Here is a 20,297-nt window from a genome sequence, read left to right on the forward strand (position 1 = left end):
CCGCATGCTTGGCTATGAGGCCTATCGCTGGCGCCTCGCCAGCATCGACGGCAAGCCGGTGCGCGCCTCGAACGGGGTCGAATGCGCGGTCAACACGTCGCTGGAGGAAGAGCGCAAGAAGATGGCGGGCCCTGACCGGCCGAACATGGCCATCGTCTGCAGCGGCGTCAATGTCGAGCGCTATCAGAACAAGTCGGCCTTCGCTTGGCTGCGCGAGGAGTACAATCGCGGCGTCGCCGTCGGCGGCCTGTGCACGGGCGCGCATATCCTTGCCGCTGCAGGACTGCTGTCCAACAAGCGCTGCGCCATCCACTGGGAGAACCTGCCGGGCTTTTCCGAGGCTTTTCCGAAGGCCAATGTCTTTGCCGACCTTTTCGAGATCGACCAGAACATCTACACCTGCGCCGGCGGCACCGCGGCACTCGACATGATGCTGAAGCTGATCGGCGACGATTTTGACGAGAACCTCGTCAACCGCGTCTGCGAGCAGGTGCTGACCGACCGCGTGCGCAGCCCGACCGACCGCCAGCGCCTGCCGCTGCGTGCCCGCCTCGGCGTGCAGAACTCGAAGGTACTGACCATCATCGAACTGATGGAGGCGAACCTGTCCGAGCCGCTGTCGCTGATCGAGATCGCCGACCATGTCGACCTGTCGCGCCGCCAGATCGAGCGGCTGTTCCGCACCGAGATGGGACGCTCCCCTGCCCGCTACTATCTGGAAATCCGGCTCGACCGCGCCAGGCATCTGCTGATCCAGTCGTCGATGCCCGTGGTCGAGGTGGCGGTCGCCTGCGGCTTCGTCTCGGCCTCGCATTTCTCCAAATGCTATCGCGAGCTCTATGCCCGCTCGCCGCAGCAGGAGCGCGTCGACCGCAAGCAGTTGCTGGCGGCCTGAGCCGGCACATCAAGTTTGCCTAGGCGCTCTGCGCCTGCGCCGTGCGCATCGCCTCGACGCGGATATCCTCGGTCAGCCGTGCCTTCAGCGCCGAGAATTCCGGGCTGGTCTTCAGCGTGTAGTGGCGCGGATGCGGCAGGTCGATGGCGACATCCGACTTGATGCGGCCGGGCCGCGCCGTCATCACGATCACGCGTGACGCCATGAAGATCGCCTCCTCGATGTCGTGGGTGACGAACAGCACCGTTTTCTTGCGACGCTCCCAGATGCCGAGCAGCAGCTCCTGCATCAACCCGCGCGTCTGATTGTCGAGCGCGCCGAACGGCTCGTCGAGCAACAGGATCTCGGGATCGTTGGCCAAAGCGCGGGCGATCGCCGTGCGCTGCTGCATACCGCCGGAAAGCTGCTTCGGCCAGTGGTTCTCAAACCCTTTCAGGCCGACGAGATCGACATAGGAAGCAACGAGCCCGTCACGCTCCGTTTCGGGCATGCCGCGTTCGCGCAGGCCGAAGGCGATGTTCTCGGCCACCGTCAGCCAGGGAAACAGCGTGTAGGACTGGAAGACCATGCCGCGATCCGGCCCCGGACGGGTCACCGCCTTGCCGTCGAGCAGCACGCGGCCTTGGCTTGGTGCTTCCAGGCCGGCGACAATTCTGAGCAGCGTCGACTTTCCGCAGCCCGATGGACCGAGGATGGTGATGAAGTCGTTGGCCGCGACCGCAAGGTCGACCGGCATCAGCGCCTTGACCGGCTCCCCGCCGCGCACGCCGGCGAACGTTCGCGAAACGCCCTCGATGAGAAGCTTGCTCACGCCAGGCTCCACGGAAAGAGCCAGCGGTTGAAGGCCTTGAAAGCGAAATCGGACAACAGTCCGATCAGCCCGATGACGATGATGCCGAAGATGATCTGCCCCGTCGCCAGCCGCGACTGGCTGTTGATGATCATGTAGCCGATGCCGGAGGACGAGCCGATCAGCTCGGCGACGATGACATAGGTCCAAGCCCAGCCAAGCACCAGCCGCAACGTCTCGGCGATCTCCGGCGCATTGGCCGGCATGATCACACGGCTGACGATGCCGTTGTTGGTGGAGCCCAGCGTATAGGCAGCCTCGACCAGGTCGCGCCGCGTGCTGCCGACCTTGACCGCGATGATCAGGATGATCTGGAACACCGAGCCGACGAAGATGACGAGCAGTTTTTCCAGTTCGCCAATGCCGGCCCACAGGATGAGCAGCGGAATGAAAGCCGAGGCCGGCAGGTAACGGGCAAAGGAGACGAAAGGCTCCAGGAACGCCTCCACCGGCTTCCAGGCGCCCATGGCAATACCGAGCGGCACCGCGACGACCGAGGCCAGCAGGAAACCGCCGAAGACGCGCCAGATGGTGATCAATATGTCGAGCCAGAAACGATCCTCGACCAGCAGCCGCCAGCCGTCCCGCAGCATCGACAGCGGATCGGCGAGGAAGATGCGATTGACGTGGCCGCCAAGCGTGATCCAAGCCCAGAAGGCGACGAACAGCACGAAGAAGGAAATGCCGAGCACGGTTCGGATGCCCGGCGAGATTGGATGCAAGGGGCGCATCTTCAAATCGTCCCCATCTTCAAATCGTCACTTGTCCAGGAGAAAACGGCGGCGCTGAGCGCCGCCGCGAGATGGCCGAAGGCCGGACTGTCAGTTCGACACCGCGCCGGTGTCGGCCAGCGTGGTGACGTCGGGCGCTTCCTTGATCAGCCCCATCTGCAGCAGAAGGTCGCCGGCGGTCTTGGAAAAGTCCTGGAATTCCTTGGTGAAGAACTGCTTGTTCTCGGCCTTGTCGGCCCATTTCAGGTACTTCGCCGAATCCTCGAACTCCTTGGCCGACTGCTTCACGTCGGCGCCCATGATCTCGTAGGATTTCTGCGGATCGCTATTGATCAGGTCGAGCGCTTCGAAATAGCTGTCGGCAAGTGCCTTGGCGGCATCCGGATTGGCCTTGAGGAATTCGGGCGTGCAGCCGACCGTGTCGAGCACCATCGGGTAGTCGAGTGTCGTCGCCAGGATATGGCCCTGGTCGGATTTGCCGCGCACCGCCGAGATGAACGGCTCATAGGTGACCGCGGCGTCGTTCTGGCCGGCGAGGAAGGCCTGCGCCGCCGCGTCCGGCTCCAGATTGACGACGGTCACATCCTTGGTCGACATGCCGTTCTTGTTCAGCACCCAGGCGAGCATGAAATAGGGCGACGTGCCGGGTGCCGAGGACGCGACATTCTTGCCCTTGAGATCGGCGACGGTCTTGATGTCGTTACGGACGACGATGCCGTCGGCGCCATAGGACTTGTCGAGCTGGAAGATCTGCTTGGTGGTGACGCCGCTGGCATTCCAGACCAGCCAGGTCTCGACCGTGGTGGCGGCGCATTGCAGGTCGCCGCTGGCGATGGCGAGCGGCCGGCTCGCTTGCGGCACCTTCTTCAAGGTCACGTTTAGGCCGTGCTTCTCGAACAGGCCTGCCTGCTTGGCAAGCGTCAGCGGCGCGAAGCCGGTCCAGCCGCTGATGCCGATGGTGACAGATGTGGCAGCCATCGCCGGTGCGGACAAGCCGGCGGCAAGTGTCAATGTTGCGGCAAGAACGGCGATCCTGGTCATGTCGGTTCCCCTTTTGTTTTTTCTGCGGAAATTGTGTCACAGAGGCCAATCGGCTTGTCAATGAACAGGATGGTGAGGTGCAACGCGGGCCGGCGCCGATAGCCCCACTGGATCGCCCGCCCGCCGCCAAAACGGCATCAGCCGCCAGAAATCCGGCATGCCTTCAGTAGTCGTTACAATAACACTCCGCCGACGAGATGCGGTCGTTCCATTCGCTGCCGCCGAAATTACGGACCCTGCGCCTGATCTCGATCGAACGGCCGCCCATCCGCGAGTCCTCATAGGCAACGAGCGTGCAACCACGGCGGACGATCACCGACGACACGCGGTCGTTCCAGAACTGACCGCCGCGAAAATTCACGGAATCGTCGGACCCCATGCCGATAGACCGCCCGCGAAAATTTGCGTGCTCGAACATGATGCAGGCGGGCTCATCATTGTATTGGGCGCTGGCGCCGTCAGCAAACAGCACGGATGCGACAGCAGTCAGGATGGCAAGACGTTTCATCTGGTGTTTTCCTCGGTTCTGACCGCGGCCCCCGCCGCCCGATCGCGCGGCTTCGCCAGTTTGCCATTGCTCCCGTTGGAGAGGCAAGCCTAGCGGCTGTCGAACATCCAGCTGCGGTTGCGCCACATTTTCTCGCCGACCAGGCAATCGCTGACGGGCGCGTCCTGCGCCAATACGACAGGCGGATGCGCGGCTTCTTCCGCCGCCCATTGCTGTGAGGCCGGGCCGGCAAGCTCAAGCACCAGCTTGCGGCGTATGGCTTCGGGAAATTGCGTCCAGTCGTTGACCGGGATCATGAAGGCCCCAGGACCGCCGATGACACAGTCGCTGTAGTAGCGATCGAGATTGTTGACGTCGTAGGCGCCGGAAAAGCCGCCTCGGGTCATCAGCGGCAGTCCGTTGATGACGATGCCTTGCTTGACCAGCCCGTCGCGGGTGAGGTTGACCGGCGCGCCCTGGTTGTTGGGGCCGTCACCCGAAATGTCGATGACCCGCTTGTCTCCCTGGTAGCCGCTTTCAGCAAAAAGATCGCTGCCGAACTCAAGCGCGCCGGAGATCGAGGTGCGCCGCGCGCTGCCGGGCGGCTGGGCCGACAATTGCGCAACCACACGCTCCGCATCGGCGCGATTGGCGATCACCGTCCAAGGCACGATGACGCGCTGCCAGGTGGTGCCGGCCCACTCGACATAGGTGACGGCGATCTTGCCATGAGCGCCGTCGGCAATCGCCTGCAGCACGTTGTCGTGGGTCAGCGCCGCTGCGTAGCCGTGCCGCTGGATCTCGAGTTCATCGGGCGACATCGACAGGGAAACATCGACGGCCAGCACCAGCTCGACATCGACCGGCTCATCCGCGAGGGACACCGGCGTCAGCCAGAGCATCATTGCGATCGCGGCGCCGCCCGACAAGACATGTCTCGCGCATGAAAAAGCAGACATGCCGCAAGGGTAAGCGAGAATCGTCCGATTAAAAAGTGAAAAGCCCGGCCAAGAGCCGGGCTTCGCGTTCACGCTGTTTCGCGCTTGCCGGCGCTCAGCTGCGCGGCTTGAGGTTTTCCGGGTCATAGAGCGGCTTGTAGCCGACCGCCGCGACTTCGACCGGATAGGTCTCACCGAAATACTCGATGGCGAGCTTGCGGCCTTCCTGGGCAAACGCCCACGGCAGATAGGCGAGGCCGATGTTCTTGCCGATGGTCGGACCATAGGCCATCGACGTCGTGAACGACCGGCGCCCGAGTTCGTCGACCAGCGTTTCGCCCGTCTTCGGATCCATCACCGGCATCGTGCCGACGGGATAGCGGGCAACGCCTTTCGAATCGACATTCTCGGTCATCACCAGCGTGCACAGCGTGGCCGGCTGGTGCTCGCGCGCGCGGTACTCGACATGCCTGGCCTTGCCGCAGAAATCGTTCTCCTTGACCTTCGGACGGGCTAGATCTGCTTCGAGCAGATTGTACTCGGTCAGCAGGTCGGCATTCTGCAGGCGCAGGCTCTTTTCCATGCGGCGCGTGTTGGCATAGGTTTCGACGCCAAAGGGCATCACGCCGGTCGAGCGCAGCGCGTCCCAGACGGCGAGACCATCCTCGTAGCGCATATGCAGTTCCCAGCCCTGCTCGCCGACATAGGAGATGCGGAAGGCGGTGACGTCCTTGCCGCCGATCCGGACCGGCTTGATCGCCGCGAACGGGAAGTTTTCAAGCGAGAGCCCGTCCGGATTCTCAACCACCTTCTGCAAGGTCGCCCGGGCATTCGGACCCCAGATGCCGATGGTGACGTATTTCTCGGTCACGTCGGTGATGGTGACGTCGAAACCTTTGTCCTGCGCGGTGCGGCGCATGTACTGGAAGTCGCGCGGGCCGGCGTCCGCCCCGTCGATCAAACGACAGCGGTCAGCCATGCGGACGACGGTGAAGTCGGCGCGCACCATGCCTTCCTCGTCGAGGAAGTGGGTGTAGATGCCCTTGCCGATGTTGTTGTCGCCGCCGATCTTGGCCGCGCACAACCATTCCAGCAACGCTACATGGTCGGGCCCTTCGATGTCATACATCGAGAAGTGCGACAGGTTGACGATGCCGCAATCCTCGCTCATGGCGAGATGTTCGGCGTTGGAAACGCGCCAGAAATGGCGGTTGTCCCACTCGTTCTCGCGCACCGGCACGCGGTTGCCGTATTTTTCCAGAAGATGCTCGTTGGCGGCATAGCCATGGGCACGCTCCCAGCCGCCGAGCTCCATGAAATAGCCGCCGAGTTCCTTTTCGCGCTCCCAGAACGGCGAGCGCCTGATGTTGCGAGCCTTGGAGAAGGGTTCGCGCGGATGCACCGCCGGATTGTAGACCYTCATCGCCGTCTCGGTACAGCGGTCCCAGATGAACTGCTCCTTCGTCTGGTGCGGATAGAAACGCGCATAGTCGATGGCGTGATGGTCGATCGCCGTGCGGCCGTCTGTCATCCAGTCGGCGATCAGCTTGCCCATGCCAGGCCCGTCCTTGACCCAGATGGCGACGGCATACCACAGGCCCCTCACCTTCTGGCTTTCGCCCATCGACGGGCCGCCATCCGCCGTCACCTGCAAGAGACCGTTGAAGGAATGGCTCTCGTTGTAGCCGAGTTCGCCCAGGATCGGCGTCAACTCCATGGCGCGTTCGAGCGGTCCCAGGATCTGCTCCATGTCGAGATCGCGCTGCGAAGGCGAAAGCCGGGCCTGGTCCTTCTCCAAGAGGTCGCGCGGATGGCAAAGGCGCGGATTGGTCTCTTCGTAATAGCCCCATTCGATCTGCCCGCCTTCGGCGGTCTTGGGATCGCCGGTGTCACGCATATAGGCCGAGTTGCCCTGGTCACGCAGCAGCGGCCAGCCGATCTCCTTGCCGGTGCCGGCGAACTCGTTGTACGGGCCGAAGAAGGTGAGCGGATGGTCGATCGGCATGACCGGCAGATCCTCGCCGACCATCTCCGCGATCAGCCGGCCCCAGATGCCGGCGCAGACCACGACATAATCGGCCTCAATGGTGCCGCGATCGGTCACCACGCCGGTGATGCGGCCGTCTTTGACGATGAACGACTTTGCCGGAGTGTTGGCGAAGGATTTGAGCTTGCCGGAGGCTTCCGCCTGGTCGACCAGCTTGCCGGCGACGGTCTGCGAACGCGGGATGACAAGACCGGCATCGGGATCCCACAGGCCGCCCTGCACCATGCCTTCTTCGATCAGCGGAAATTTTTCCTTGATCTCGGCCGGTTCGATCAGGCGCGCGCGCGTGCCAAAGGCCTTGGCCGAGGCGATCTTGCGCTTGATCTCGTCCATGCGGCTGTCGTCGCCAACGCGAGCCACTTCGAGGCCGCCGATGCGCGCGTAGTGGCCCATCTTCTCGTAGAAATCGATGGAGTACAGCGTCGTCCAGCACGACAGGAAATCATGGCTGGTGGTGTAGCAGAAGTCGGAGGCATGCGCGGTCGAGCCGATGTCGGTCGGGATGCCGGACTTGTCGATGCCGACAATATCGTCCCAGCCGCGTTCGATCAGGTGATGGGCGATCGATGCACCGACAATGCCGCCCAGGCCAACGATGACGACCTTCGCCTTTTTCGGAAACTCTGCCATTGCCCGCGACTCCAAAGTGATAAAGCGGGCGGACTATAGGGCGGAGCGGTGGCGCTGATGAAGCCTGTTTGCGACATTGGCAAAAAGCCGAGCGACCAGACGACCGAATGGTCCACGTGGGACGCATCGGCCGGTTCCTTTTCGGCCGCAAAGAGGCCAGCTCAGGCGAAGGCCCACACGTCCTCGGCCTGGAAGCCCACCTGGTAGCCTGACGTCTTCAGCTTGACCACGACCTGGCCGATCTCGGCCGCCGGCAGCGCGCCGACCTCGACCTTGATCATGCCTGGGCGATAGCGCTTGAGGTCGAGTTGTTCGAAGACGACCCAGTCGGCGCCCTCGCAATCGACGAGGAATGCATCGATATGGCTGATACCGTTGCGGTCGAGCAGGGTCTGCAGCGTTTCCGACGGCACCTCGATATCTCTCAGATGCGGCGCGAACTTGTTGAAATTTGCGTCGGCTTCGCCCCAGGCATTCTTGCCCGACATCAGATTGGTGTCGGTCACCGACGAGCAGCCGATGAACTCGATCGGCAACGTGCCGGCCTCGAGTGCGGCGGCATCGAAGGTGTGGACGGTGATCGTGCCCTTCGTCTTGGTAACAGCCACCGGCTCGATGATGAACCGGCTCGTGTCGGGATAGTTGGCGCGCAGCCGCTTCTGATTGTACGGGATCGGCTCGACCAGCATGGCGCGGGCACCAGCTATGCGGTGCAGCCACGGCGTGACGTCATCGAACAACGCGCCGTCGCAGGCGCCGACATTGACCATCTGGAACGGGCGCCCTGATCCGCCGAAGCGCGCTTTCAGCGCCGCCTTGGCCAGGAATTTCGTGCCGCGTAGCGACGGCCCGCGATCGAGAAGTCCACCGGGAAGACCAAGCGACAGGGCAACACGCGCCAGGTTGGATACTGAACTCATGACTTGTCTCCGGGAAGGACGTGCAGGGCCGCGCGATGCTGGCCACGGGCCGCTGTTGCCCACAGCGCCATCAGCGGCGTCGCCAGCAGCAGGAACGGCGGGATCAGATTGGGGAAATAGATGCGAGTGTCGTGGATCGGGAACACGGCAAATTTCGCCAGCACGCCGAGCACCAGCGCCGCAAACAGGATGCCGGCGCGACGCTCGAGGCGAAAGCCGGCGCGGCTTGCCGCATACCAGCCGGCCAAAGCCAGCACCGACACGCCGACCCAGCTGTTCAGGCTGACGGCGCGCAGCAGCGACGTGGCGAACGCCCGCAGATAAGCCGCGATCGAGAACGGCGGCTCGAACCCGTCCATATTGTAGTGCTGCTCGATGCTGGAGAACCACAGATGTGGCCACCAGCCGGGGTGATGGGCCCAGTGCGAAATGGCGAAATAGGCGACGAAGGACACCGCGAAGCCGGCTAGCGCGCCCCATGCCTTCTGCCGGAAAACGACCAGCAACACAGCGAAAATGGCAAGGAAAACAATATTGTCCGGCCGCGCCATGAAGGCAAGGAAGAGCAGGATCGCCGTTGCCGCCTCGCGGCCGCGGACATAGGCGTAAAGCCCGCCGAGGAACAGCGCCGAGCACAACAGGTCAGGCGTCGAGGCACGCGCCGCGCCGCCGAAGTCGGCCATGATCAGCACCGCGCCGACCACAGGCGCCAGCGCCAGTGCATGCTCCGAGCGCAGCCAGAGCAGCGCGATCGCGCCGAACAACAGCACGGACAACACCGAGACCAGCCGCATAGCCTCCACCGGCGACATCGCCGAACTCATCGTCGGCAGGATCTCGGCATAGAGGAACTTGATCCGATACATGCCGAGCAGCGAATGGAAGTCGGCGGCATTCTCCGCCATATGGCTGCGGAAGCGGCCGCCATCGTCGGTCAGCGTCTTGTAGTCGCCCGCCGACACGCCGGCCTTGACGGTGCTGTAGGCATAGTCGTGCAGCGCCTGCGCATCGGGATAGGTGCCTTCCTCGGCGATAGCGAGATAGGGCAGCATGTCCCAGTTGGCGTCCGGCATCACCCATGCCGTGAACGCCGTCAGCAGGATGTAGAGCGCGAAAGCCGCCGCGCCGATAGGTGCCGCCAAACGCGCATAGGTCCCCTCGCCCCACGTCAGGCCGGCCTCGGTGAGCCTGTCGAGTGGGTTTTTCTCAGCGGGAGACTTGGTCAGCATGATTTTGCTCAGCGACCTTCGCTTTAACGGACTTGGCTTTTGACGAAATCCTTGACGATCGACACGATGCCGCGCGACAGCAGGCTGTCGAAGGCATCGACGAAACGGTCGACATGCTCGGGCTGGCAGATCAGCGGCGGTTCGAGCCGGATGACGTTGCGATTGTATTCGGTGAAGGCGACAAGCACGTCATAGTCACGCAGCAAGAGCGCGCCGATGAAGCCCGACAGCGAGCCTTTCAGCTTGTCGTCGAGCACGCTGACGATCGGCCGCAGCACCATCGGCAAGGTCTGCGAGAAGTCGTGGAACTCCAGGCCGACCATGAAGCCCTTGCCGCGYACGTCCTTGATGATCTTGGGATATTTGTCCTTGAGCGCCTGTAGCCGCTGCAGCAGGTAATCGCCGGTGAGCGCAGCGTTGTCGATCAGCCCCTCGTCATAGAGCACGTTGAGCCCCTCGATCGAGGTGACGCAGGCCTCGCCCATGCCGCCGAAGGTCGCCATCGCATGGATCATCGCCGTCTTCGGCGTGCCATAGGCCTTCATGTAGACCTCGCGCCGGGCAATCATCGCACCGACCGCCGCCTTGCCGGCACCAAGCGACTTGGCCAGCGCCGTCACGTCAGGAATGACGCCGTAATGCTCGAAGGCGTAGAAGCGGCCCGAGCGGCCATAGCCGCACTGCACTTCGTCGGCGACCCACAGAACGCCATATTGGTCGCAGAGCGCGCGCAGCTTCTGCCAGTATTCGGCCGGAGCCTGGATGATGCCGCCGCCGCCTTGGATGGTTTCGAGCACGATGACGCCGACCTCCGGGTCGGAGCGGAACAGGCGCTCGACCGCTTCAATGTCGGCAAAGGGGATGCGGACCGTATTCTCCGCCATCTTGAAGTCGGCGCGATAAAGCTGGCCGTCGGTGATGCCCAGAACGCCCTTGGTCTTGCCGTGGAAGGAATTCTCGGCATAGACGATTTTCGGTCGCTTCGGGCCGGCGGCGCGCTCGGCTACCTTGACCGCCGCTTCCATCGCCTCTGAGCCTGACGAGCCGAGGAACACCATGTCGAGATCGCCGGGTGAGCATTTGGCGATGTTGTGCGCCAAGGCCGCCGCATATTGCGACATGAAGGCGATGGCGATCTCCTGGCGCTTCTCCTCCTGGAATTTTTTCCGTGCTTCCAGAATGCGCGGATGGTTGTGGCCGAAGGCCAGCGAACCGAAGCCGCCGAAGAAATCGAGGATCTTGCGGCCGTTCTGGTCGATGTAGAACATGCCCTCGGCACGCTCGATCTTGATCTTGTGGAAGCCGAGCAGCTTCATGAAATGCAGCTGGCCGGGATTGAGGTGCGCCTTGAACAGGTCAGTCATCACAGCGACGTCCATCGCCTTGGCCTGCTCGACGCTGATCAGGTCGGGCTTGGCGATGGTGGCGGGCGACAGCGCCGGCGCGCTGACCATGGTGCGCGCGCTCGTCTGTTCGGGCTTGGCCATGACGGTCATTTCAATCTCCTGTCTGCGCGCATGACCGGGATCGTGCGCAACGAAAACTGTTTTGCGAGCCGCTATTCGGCCGGCACATGTTTGGTGGCGACAGCGTGACCGGCCTTCTTGGCGCGGTACTCGCTGTAGGCGGCGATCAGCATGTCCTCGTCGCGATATTGCGGCACCCAGCCGAGCTGGCGTTCTGCCTTGGAGACATCGAGCACGCACTCTTCGTCGGCGATCAGATATTGCTCCGGATCCATGATCGGCATGTTCATCAGGTCGAGCAGGTCGAGCGTGCGCTTCACCGCCCAGCCCGGCGTCGGGATCAGGATCGATTTAGAACCCGCATGCCTGATCAGGTCGCCGAGCAGTTTCTTGACCGGCGGCGGGTTGAGCGAGCCCAGATTATAGGCCTCATCAGGCACCCCGGCCTTCCAGGCGGCGCGCGCCGCCTCGGCGCAGTCGAAGACCGAGATGAACTGATAGGGGTTTCTGCCCGAACCGATCATCGGCACCGGAAAGCTCCAGTCGATCAGCTTGAACAGTTTTTCCAGAATGCCGAGCCGGCCGGGGCCGATGATCAGGCGCGGGCGGAACAGCGAGATCGACATGCCACGCTTGCGCCATTCGGCAGCCAGTTCCTCGGTCTTCTGTTTCGACCAGCCATATTCGCCAAGCGGCGCGACCGGATGCTCCTCCGTCATCGGCTGGGTGACCGTGTGGCCGTAAATCATGTCGGTCGTGTAGTGGACGAGCTTGGCTGCGCCGGCCTTGTCCATCGCCTGCATGATGTGCTCGGTGCCATGGAAATTGACCGGGAAGAAGAAATCATGCCGCTTGGCGCGAACCTGGATCGGCGACAGCATCTTGGCCGAGAAATTGTAGACCATGTCGTCGGCCTTCAGCCCAACCGCGGCGACCGAGGCCGGATCGGTGACATCGCACTTGATAAAGCGGACATTGCGGTAATGCGGCAGGTCGCTCCTGACGATGTCGGCGACGACAACCTCTTCACCATCGGCGACAAGCTTCGGGGCAAGATGGCGACCGACGAAACCGTCGCCACCGAAAATCACATGTCTCATTGGATAGTCTCGCTGTGAATCTTGTCGGAAGAAAGCGAAGCCGTTTGCGCCTCATGCCCGCGCCCGCTTTGCGCGATCAGCACCGTGCCGACGCAGATGCAGGCGATGCCGGCGATGCGCCAGCCATTGAGATCCTCGCGGAAGACGAAATACGCGAAGATGGCGACGGCGACATAGGCGAGGCTGAGGAACGGATAGGCGAAGGAAAGCTCGACCTTGGACAGCACATAGAGGTGCGAGGCCATCGAGATGACGAAGGTGCATAGGCCCAGGAACACCCAGGGGYTGAAGACGATCTGCAACAGCTTGACCAGGGGATTGACGCCCTCGAACGAGATCGGCCCGAGCGACATCATGCCTTGCTTCAGCATCAGCTGCGCAGCGGCATTGGTCATGACCGTAAAGAGAATGAAGACGATGTATTTCATGTGTTCCCAACCACCCCTTCACGCTTCCTATTACAAACCCGCAAACATTTCGTGAAGCCACGAGAATGTTTTGAGTGAATCGTCAATTTAATGATTCGATAACCAAGAATTACTCAAGTTTTATCTATTCCGCCGCCTCGACCGTGCCGCGTCGCGCATCGAGTTTCCTTGCCGTCCGAGCCCAGAATGACGACATGAAGGCGGGATCGCGCAACGCCTCCAGCCGCTGCCATTCGGGAAAGGACGAAGCGAAGATGTCGGCGCCCATGCGGGCATCCTTATAGGGGTTGACCGCGCCGCCGGCCTCGACGGTGATGCGGTCGAGTTGCCTTAGCAGCGCAAGCGTTGCCGCCCCTCTGTTGGGGAAATCCAGCGTCATCGTATAGCCGGGACGCGGGAACGACAGCAGCGCTGGCGAGCGGATCGAGCCGAACCGCTTCAGCACGGTGAGGAACGAACCCTGCCCGGCCAGCCTTGCAGCCGCCAGCAGCGCCGGCACCGCCTCGTGCGCCGTCTCTTCAGGGACCACGCTCTGGTGCTGGAAAAGCCCTTTCGGTCCGTAAAGCCGGTTCCAGTCGCGCACGCCATCAAGCGGAAAGAAGAAGCCCTGGTATCCGACCTGGCGCGGCGCCGCGGACCGGCCCTTCTTCCACCTGTATGCGCCATTGAAGGCGGTCAGGAACGGCCGGTTAAGGACATTGAAAGGCGGCTGGACCGGCACCGATAGCGTGCCGCCGGCGCGCGCGGCGGCATGCGAGCCGTGCTCGGCGTGATTGCCGGTAAACAGCAGGCCGCGACCACTGTTGCGGCCACCGGCCAGTTGGTCGATCCAAGCGACCGCGTACTCATTGGCCTCGTCGGCCGCCTCGGCCAAACCGAAAAATTCGCCTAGATCGCGAAACGGCGTCGCCGTCTCGACGATGTCGAGCGAAGGCACCCGCATCAGCCGGATCGAGGCCGACAGGATGAGGCCGGTCAGCCCCATTCCGCCGATCGTCGCCCGAAACAGCCGCGCATTGTCGGTCGCCGAACAGCGACGGCTCTTTCCGTCGGACCTGAGCAGCGTCAAGGTCTCGACATGGCAGCCGAAGGTGCCGCGCCGATGATGGTTCTTGCCATGCACATCATTGGCGATGGCGCCGCCGAGCGTGACGAATTGGGTGCCTGGAACAACCGCCGGGAAGAAGCCGTAAGGGGCAGCGTGTGCGATGATGTCGGATAACAGCACGCCGGCATCGGCTTCAAGAAGGCCTGTCTCGGCATTGAAGGCGCGGATGCTGTTCAAAGACCGCATGTCGACGACCGTGCCGGCCTCGTTCTGGCAGGAATCGCCGTAGGAACGGCCGTTGCCATAGGCGAGCAGCGACGCCGGCTTGGCCTGGCCGCCCTTCAGCAGCGCAATGCCATCGTCGGCACCGATCGCGCGTGGTGCCGGCGGCGTGGCAAGGCCAAAGCTCTGGAAGCGGTCGGCCATCCTTTACCAGCCTCCGATGACCAGCATTACCGCGCCGATCAGCACCACGATCTGGCTGCGCCAGTCGCGGATGATGAAGACGACCGGGTCGTCATGCATCTCGTCGCGGCGCGCCAGGATCCAGACGCGCATGGTGAGATAAAGCACGATTGGCGCCAGCGGCCAGATCAGCCACGGATGCGGATAAAGCTCGCGCACGGCGACGCTGTCCATGTAGAGCGCCAGCACCAGCGCCGAGGAGAAGGCCGAAGCCATTCCGGCCTGGGCGACGATCTCCTGGTCTTCGGTGCGATAGCCACGGCCGGCAATGCGCTCGCCGGGCGGAATGGCTGTGGTGCGAAGTTCGACGAAGCGCTTCACCAGTGCCAGCGACAGAAAGAAGAAGATCGAGAAGGCGAGCAGCCAGAACGAGACGTCGACGCCGGTCGCGGCCGCACCCGCCAGGACGCGGATCGTGTAGAGGCCTGCAAGCGTCAGCACGTCGACAAGCAGCATGCGCTTGAACGACAGCGAATAGGCCGTCGTGACCACCATGTAGCCGCCAAGCACGGCCAGGAATTCGGGCGACAACAGCAATCCGGTGGCGATGCCGATCGCCAGCAGCACCGCGATCGCGCCAAGGCCGAACGGGATCGACAGCGCGCCGCTGGCGAACGGCCGGTTGCGCTTGGTGGCGTGCTTGCGGTCGAGCGCAAGGTCGAAGAAATCGTTGAGGATGTAGATCGCCGACGCCACCGCGCTGAACGAGACGAATGCCAGCAGGCATTGCCAGATCATGGAGGTGTTGAAATATTCATGCGACAGCACCATTGGCACGGCGATCAGCGAGTTCTTGAGCCACTGATGCACGCGCAACATCTTGACGACGGTCCGCAGTGTCGGCTTGGGCGTCGGCATCGTCTCGGCGCCATGTGCTGCCTGCCAGCGCGCGGCATGACGGTCGGGCGCCACCACGATTGCCGTGCGCGCGGCGTCGAAGACCTGGAGGTCGTGGCGGCTGTTGCCGGCATAATCGAAGCCACCGTCGCCATAGGCTGCGATCAGTGAGGCGCGCTTCTTGCCGGAGGTGAGATTGTCGAAACCGTCGGTAGCCAGCACCCGGTCGAAAATGCCGAGATGGGCAGCGATGGCGTCTGCGAATTTGCGCGGCGTGCCGGTCGCCAGCACGATCTTGCGGCCTTCCGCGTGCTCGGTCCGGAGGCGGCAGAGCAACGCCTCGCGATAAGGCAGCGATGCCGGATCGATGTCGATGTGCTGGGCAATCGCCTGCTTCAACCGGGCCGGCCCGCGGGCGGCCCAGAAAGGCACGAGGAATATATAGAGCGGGTTCTTCTTGAGAAGGATGAACAGTCCTTCCCACAACAGGTCGGTAGCAATCAGCGTGCCGTCGAGATCGACCGCAAACGGTATTGCGTTCCTGTCCGACCTCGCATCCATAACCCGTCCTGCCCTGCCAGCGTATGATCCGGAAAGCCGGAGCCTCGTTGCGCGCCGCGTTTCGGCGTCTTGAAGCTGGTATAGCCGGGAACGGCATAGCGAACGTTAAAACGCCCGGATGCAGGCGGTTGTCGCGGCGGTATTTCCGGCGTCATTGTTAAGCAAACGCTACCGAAAACAATAAAAGGCCGGGCAAATGCCCGGCCTTTCCTGTCATGCCGTCGGGATTACTTGATGCGGGCAACGCCGCCCGAGATCTCGACCGTTTCCGAGCCGGTCAGGGCTTCGAGATCGCCATTGGGCAAGGTGACGAAGCAACCGTTCGGGCAGAATTCAACGGTTTCGCCAGCGGCCAGCGCAAGGTCTGATTTGCTGCCGCCCTCCGTCACGATCAGCGTGCGGGTCTCGGCGTCCTTGTTGACCGCGCTGGCGGCATGGGTCGAGCCGATGGCGGCGGCCAAAGCGACGGCAGCGACGAGAGACTTCCACATGTTGCAATATCGGTGTTCCCACCGCCTCTGTTGCATTTCGCAAGGCATTTTCGCCTTTGCATGGGAGCTTATATGAGATGGAAGCTGAACCGCAACTGAATGCCGCATTCATGCCGCAATTGGCTTTGCCCGGTTGCGAGCGCACCCGTTAAAGGGGCAGTTGACTGACTACACGCCTAGTCCGGATCGGGCTTGCGCGCCTTGCGTCCCGTCTTGGCGAGCTTTTTTGCTTCGGCCGCGGCTTCCACCTTGGCCTGCTCCTGTTCGACGAAGTCGGCCTCGATCTTGTCGTCGTCGGTCGGCCAGGCCTCTGGCTTGCGGACCTCGACGACGGCGCGTGGCGTCGAGGGAATCTCGATATGCTCGCCGCTGAATTTCTCGAGCACGGCAAAACGGATGTCGTTCTGCGCGATATTGCCGTTCATCACATCGGCCAGGAACACGCGGATCTCGAATTCCAGTGCTGCCGCGCCGAAATTGGAAAACAGCACGAAAGGTTCCGGATTCTTCAGCACCATCGGGTGGCCGCGTGCGATCTCCGTCAGGATGGCGTGAACCTTTTTGACGTCGCTGCCATAGGCGACGCCGACCTTGATGTCGACCCGGCCAAGCTTGTTGCGATGCGTCCAGTTGCCGACGGCGTTGTTGATCAGGTTCGAATTGGGCAGGATCACCGACTGCCGCTGGAACGTCTCGATTTCGGTGGCGCGCACGCTGATCTTCTTGACGGTGCCGCTGACATCGCCGGCGACGATCCAGTCGCCGACCTTGAATGGCCGCTCGGCCAAAAGAATCAGGCCGGAGACGAAATTGGACACCACATTCTGCAGGCCAAAGCCGATGCCGAGAGAGAGGGCACCGGCGACCAGCGCTAGATTGGACAGGTCGATGCCCGCAGCCGAAATGCCGACCAGTGCCGCCAGCGCAACACCGGAGTAGCCGACCGCCAGCCGGATCGAGTTGCGCACTCCGGTATCGACCTTGCCGCGCGCCATCACCGAACCGTCGAGCCAGCCCTGGAACCAGCGCGTCAGGAAATAGCCGATGATGAAGACGACGATGCCGGAAAGGATGCCGGTGACCGAAATCGTCACCGAACCGACGGTGATCCCGGTTGCCAGCCTGTAGGCCCAGGCCTCGATGTCGCCGGGCTGGAAACCCCACATCAACAGGATCAGCGGCAGGAAGACCAGCACGATCATCAAGTTGATGGCGACGCTGACGGCGAGGCCGAGTTGATCGAGGGCGGCGTCATCGTAGCTCGAATTGGCCGACAGCCAGCGCCCAACGGACGTGTCGGCGAAAGCGCCCTCCTCGCCGATCGCCCGCGCCGACAGGAAGCCGATATAGGAAGTGATGAGGATGGTGCCGGTGACCAACACTTGCACCGAGACAAAGATGGCAAGGCCAATATAGCCGAGCAAGGCCGCAGCGATGGTGAACAAACCGAGTGCGAGCGCCATGTAGCGCAGCCATGCCGGCCACGGCCGCCAGCTTCCGTCACGCGCCCTGAACGGCCGCAGCATCGCCATCAGGATCAGGATCACGCCAAAGATGATCGTGGCGCCGAAACTGCGGGCAATGGTCAGCGACAGCGGCGAGCCCATCTTGTCGTTGACGATCGACAGGAAATAGTTGACGCCGATGACCACTGCCATGGCGGTCGTCAGCCGCACCAACCAGCGCGCCGGGCCGGTTTCGACGGGAATGAGCCGCCAGTTCGGCAGCCGCGGCTCGAGCGCCGCATTGGTCAGCCGGTTGACGCCGAACACCACAGCGATGACAGCCGCCAGCGCGTTCAGGAAGACCCCGATGTCGCCACGCAACACATTGTAATAGTTGAATAAGAACACCGTGGAGGCCAGGAATACGCTGACCGCCAGTGACGGCAGCAAAGTCGACCAGAACGCCACCGATAGACGGCTGAGATAGGACGGTTGCTCGACCGTCGGGTCGGCTTCGAAGACCCGCCCGAACAGCCGCCTGCCCCCGACCAGCAGCACCAGCGCCAGTCCGAGCGCCACGAAGGTCGCTGCCAGGATGGCCTTAAACTTGAACTTGAAAGCGAAGATCAGCCAGGACGACACCGCCTTGTACAGGTTGGCGTATTCGTCATGGGCGTCGGAGAAGACCTCAGGGCTCAGGGCATCGGACAGCACGTAGCGCTTGGTCAAAAGGTTGCGGAACAGCGCGCTGCGCATGTTGCCGATGTTGTCGACCAGCCCGCTGATGCGGATCGACAGGTTCTGCGCGCTGGCGACAACTGCGTTGATCTCGGCCTTTTCCGACGCCAACGCCTGGCGTTCGCCTGTAACTATGTCGGGCTCCTGTGGCTGCCCCGCCGCGGGTGGCGGGCCCAGCACCTCGATCCGATTGTTGATGTCGGTGAGGCGCGAACGAAACGCCAGCGCACTGGTAAGTGCCGCACGCGACACGTCCTCCAGTTGCAGACGAATATCGACGAGTGAGGCATCGTCCTCACCGTCCTGCTGTATTTTCTTCTCGAGGTCGTCAGTCTTGGCCGTCAGGCCCTGGATGACTTTCTGCTGATCGGTGATCAATCCGGCAGCGCCCTGACCGAGCGCTTGCGCCATCGCATCAAACGAAGGCGGCGCCGAAACAACAAGCGCGAGGATCAAAATGAGGCGAAGCAACCGGAAAAGCATGATTTGTTGGCGACTCACGAGCGGCAAAGGCATCTAAAAAGCCTGTCATTGATAAAGACGGCCATATCATGGGGCAAGCCGTCGCATCCGATCGCTCCACTGATCCGATCGCGGGCGTCGGCCAGTCGAAAGGCGATGGCGCAATATTGGCTTTGCGGATGCGGCCTGCTCTATAGTCTGCCGCATCGCCCGAACCGGATGACAATGATGGCAGAGTACTCGGCCTTTTCGCTGCTCGCGAACGCGCTCAAGGGAAACAAGGACTGGAAACCGGCCTGGCGCAAGCCGGATCCGAAGGCGTCCTATGATGTCATCATCATCGGTGGCGGCGGTCACGGGCTGGCAACCGCCTACTATCTCGCCAAGGAGCACGGTATCACCAATGTCGCGGTGCTGGAAAAGGGTTGGCTCGGCTCCGGCAATGTCGGCCGCAACACGACGGCCGTGCGCTCGAACTATCTGCTGCCCGCCAACACCCGCTTCTACGAGCATTCGATGAAGATGTGGGAGAACCTGTCGCACAAGTTGAATTACAATGTCATGTTCTCGCAGCGCGGCTGCCTGAACCTGGCGCACACGCCGGCTCAGTTCGACGACTATGCACGGCGCGGCAACGCCATGCGTCATCTCGGCGTCGATGCTGAATTGATGACGCCAGCGCAGATCAAACGGCTGATCCCGGCGCTCGATATCTCCGACAGCGCACGCTTCCCGGTGGTCGGTGGCCTGATGCAGCGGCGCGCCGGCACCGCCCGTCACGATGCGGTCGCCTGGGGCTATGCGCGCGGCGCGGACCGGCRCGGCGTCGACATCATCGAGAATTGCGAGGTCACCGGCTTCCTGCGCGACGGCGACCGCGTCACCGGCGTCACCACGTCGCGCGGCGACATCCGCGCCAGGAAGGTGGCAGTGGCGGTCGCTGGCAGCACCGGGCGCGTCATGAAGTTGGCCGGCGTCGAGACGATGCCGATCGAGAGCCACGTGCTGCAGGCCTTCGTCACCGAATCGCTAAAGCCTTTCATCGACACCGTCGTCACCTTCGGCATGGGCCATTTCTACATGTCGCAGTCGGACAAGGGCGGCCTCATCTATGGCGGCGACATCGACGGCTACAACAGCTATGCCCAGCGCGGCAACCTGCCCATCGTCGACGAGGTGATGAGCGAGATGCTGGCGCTGTTTCCGGGCCTTGCCCGCGTGCGCATGCTGCGCTCCTGGGGCGGCGTCTGCGACATGTCGATGGACGGATCGCCGATCATCACCACCGGCCCCCTGCCCGGCATGTATCTCAACTGCGGCTGGTGCTATGGCGGCTTCAAGGCGACGCCGGCCTCGGGTTGGTGCTTTGCCTGGACCATCGCCAAGGATCAGCCGCACGAGTTCAACGCCCCCTTCACGCTCGACCGCTTCCACCGCGGCCTGGTGATCGACGACAAGGGCCAGGGTGCAAACCCGCGGCTGCATTAG

At 62.8% G+C, this 20,297-nt stretch carries 17 protein-coding genes; 2 read left to right on the forward strand and 15 right to left on the reverse strand.

Annotated elements, in window-relative coordinates:
• Window positions 1-895, forward strand: an 895-nt coding sequence (locus tag ACXJ7R_RS02370) for a GlxA family transcriptional regulator (RefSeq protein WP_457150408.1), incomplete at its 5' end; no start/stop codon positions are given.
• Window positions 896-914: 19 nt separating this feature from the next.
• Here the strand turns inward: ACXJ7R_RS02370 and ACXJ7R_RS02375 are convergent.
• The 15 genes from ACXJ7R_RS02375 to ACXJ7R_RS02445 all read right to left on the reverse strand — a co-directional run bounded on the left by ACXJ7R_RS02375 (window position 915) and on the right by ACXJ7R_RS02445 (window position 18,830).
• Window positions 915-1,706 carry an ABC transporter ATP-binding protein gene (locus ACXJ7R_RS02375; protein WP_457150409.1) on the reverse strand — a complete coding sequence of 264 codons (792 nt, stop codon included), beginning with the start codon at window positions 1,704-1,706 and terminating at the stop codon, window positions 915-917.
• Window positions 1,703-2,476 (reverse strand): ABC transporter permease, encoded by a 774-nt coding sequence (locus ACXJ7R_RS02380; RefSeq protein ID WP_457150410.1) that lies wholly within the window; start codon window positions 2,474-2,476, stop codon window positions 1,703-1,705. Before ACXJ7R_RS02380 ends, ACXJ7R_RS02375 begins: the two co-directional genes overlap by 4 nt.
• 90 nt (window positions 2,477-2,566) lie before the next feature.
• Window positions 2,567-3,517 (reverse strand): ABC transporter substrate-binding protein, encoded by a 951-nt coding sequence (locus tag ACXJ7R_RS02385; protein WP_457150411.1) that lies wholly within the window; start codon window positions 3,515-3,517, stop codon window positions 2,567-2,569.
• Window positions 3,518-3,680: 163 nt separating this feature from the next.
• Window positions 3,681-4,025, reverse strand: a complete 345-nt coding sequence (locus tag ACXJ7R_RS02390) for a peptidase inhibitor family I36 protein (RefSeq protein WP_095087330.1) — start codon at window positions 4,023-4,025, stop codon at window positions 3,681-3,683.
• An 89-nt stretch (window positions 4,026-4,114) separates the two neighbouring features.
• Window positions 4,115-4,963 (reverse strand): DUF1194 domain-containing protein, encoded by an 849-nt coding sequence (locus tag ACXJ7R_RS02395; protein ID WP_457150412.1) that lies wholly within the window; start codon window positions 4,961-4,963, stop codon window positions 4,115-4,117.
• Between the two features lie 94 nt (window positions 4,964-5,057).
• A complete protein-coding gene (locus tag ACXJ7R_RS02400) occupies window positions 5,058-7,619 on the reverse strand; it encodes a GcvT family protein (RefSeq protein ID WP_457150413.1) in 2,562 nt (853 codons plus the stop codon).
• Between the two features lie 161 nt (window positions 7,620-7,780).
• Entirely contained in the window at window positions 7,781-8,539 is a 759-nt protein-coding gene (locus ACXJ7R_RS02405) for an FkbM family methyltransferase (protein WP_457150414.1), read from the reverse strand.
• Complete coding sequence (locus tag ACXJ7R_RS02410) at window positions 8,536-9,768, reverse strand: hypothetical protein (protein ID WP_457150415.1); 1,233 nt, start codon at window positions 9,766-9,768, stop codon at window positions 8,536-8,538. The genes ACXJ7R_RS02405 and ACXJ7R_RS02410 overlap by 4 nt, the downstream gene beginning before the upstream one ends.
• 23 nt (window positions 9,769-9,791) lie before the next feature.
• The gene (locus ACXJ7R_RS02415; RefSeq protein ID WP_457150428.1) at window positions 9,792-11,222 is read right to left on the reverse strand and encodes an aspartate aminotransferase family protein; all 1,431 of its coding nucleotides are present in this window, start codon (window positions 11,220-11,222) and stop codon (window positions 9,792-9,794) included.
• Window positions 11,223-11,326: 104 nt separating this feature from the next.
• Entirely contained in the window at window positions 11,327-12,334 is a 1,008-nt protein-coding gene (locus ACXJ7R_RS02420) for an NAD-dependent epimerase/dehydratase family protein (protein ID WP_457150416.1), read from the reverse strand.
• Entirely contained in the window at window positions 12,331-12,762 is a 432-nt protein-coding gene (locus tag ACXJ7R_RS02425; RefSeq protein WP_457150417.1) for an EamA family transporter, read from the reverse strand. The genes ACXJ7R_RS02420 and ACXJ7R_RS02425 overlap by 4 nt, the downstream gene beginning before the upstream one ends.
• Before the next feature lie 124 nt (window positions 12,763-12,886).
• Window positions 12,887-14,236 carry an FAD-binding oxidoreductase gene (locus ACXJ7R_RS02430; RefSeq protein WP_457150418.1) on the reverse strand — a complete coding sequence of 450 codons (1,350 nt, stop codon included), beginning with the start codon at window positions 14,234-14,236 and terminating at the stop codon, window positions 12,887-12,889.
• A gap of 3 nt (window positions 14,237-14,239) precedes the next feature.
• Window positions 14,240-15,673, reverse strand: a complete 1,434-nt coding sequence (locus ACXJ7R_RS02435; protein WP_457150419.1) for a UbiA family prenyltransferase — start codon at window positions 15,671-15,673, stop codon at window positions 14,240-14,242.
• 227 nt (window positions 15,674-15,900) lie between these two features.
• On the reverse strand, window positions 15,901-16,164 hold the full coding sequence (locus ACXJ7R_RS02440) for a hypothetical protein (RefSeq protein WP_167392187.1): 264 nt from the start codon (window positions 16,162-16,164) through the stop codon (window positions 15,901-15,903).
• A gap of 176 nt (window positions 16,165-16,340) precedes the next feature.
• Window positions 16,341-18,830, reverse strand: coding sequence for a mechanosensitive ion channel family protein (locus ACXJ7R_RS02445; RefSeq protein ID WP_457150420.1), 2,490 nt, complete (start codon window positions 18,828-18,830; stop codon window positions 16,341-16,343).
• Between the two features lie 207 nt (window positions 18,831-19,037).
• On the opposite strand from ACXJ7R_RS02445, the gene ACXJ7R_RS02450 reads away from it, so the two are divergent.
• Entirely contained in the window at window positions 19,038-20,297 is a 1,260-nt protein-coding gene (locus ACXJ7R_RS02450; protein ID WP_457150421.1) for a sarcosine oxidase subunit beta, read from the forward strand.

It is taken from the genome of Mesorhizobium sp. P5_C1, from assembly GCF_054049815.1.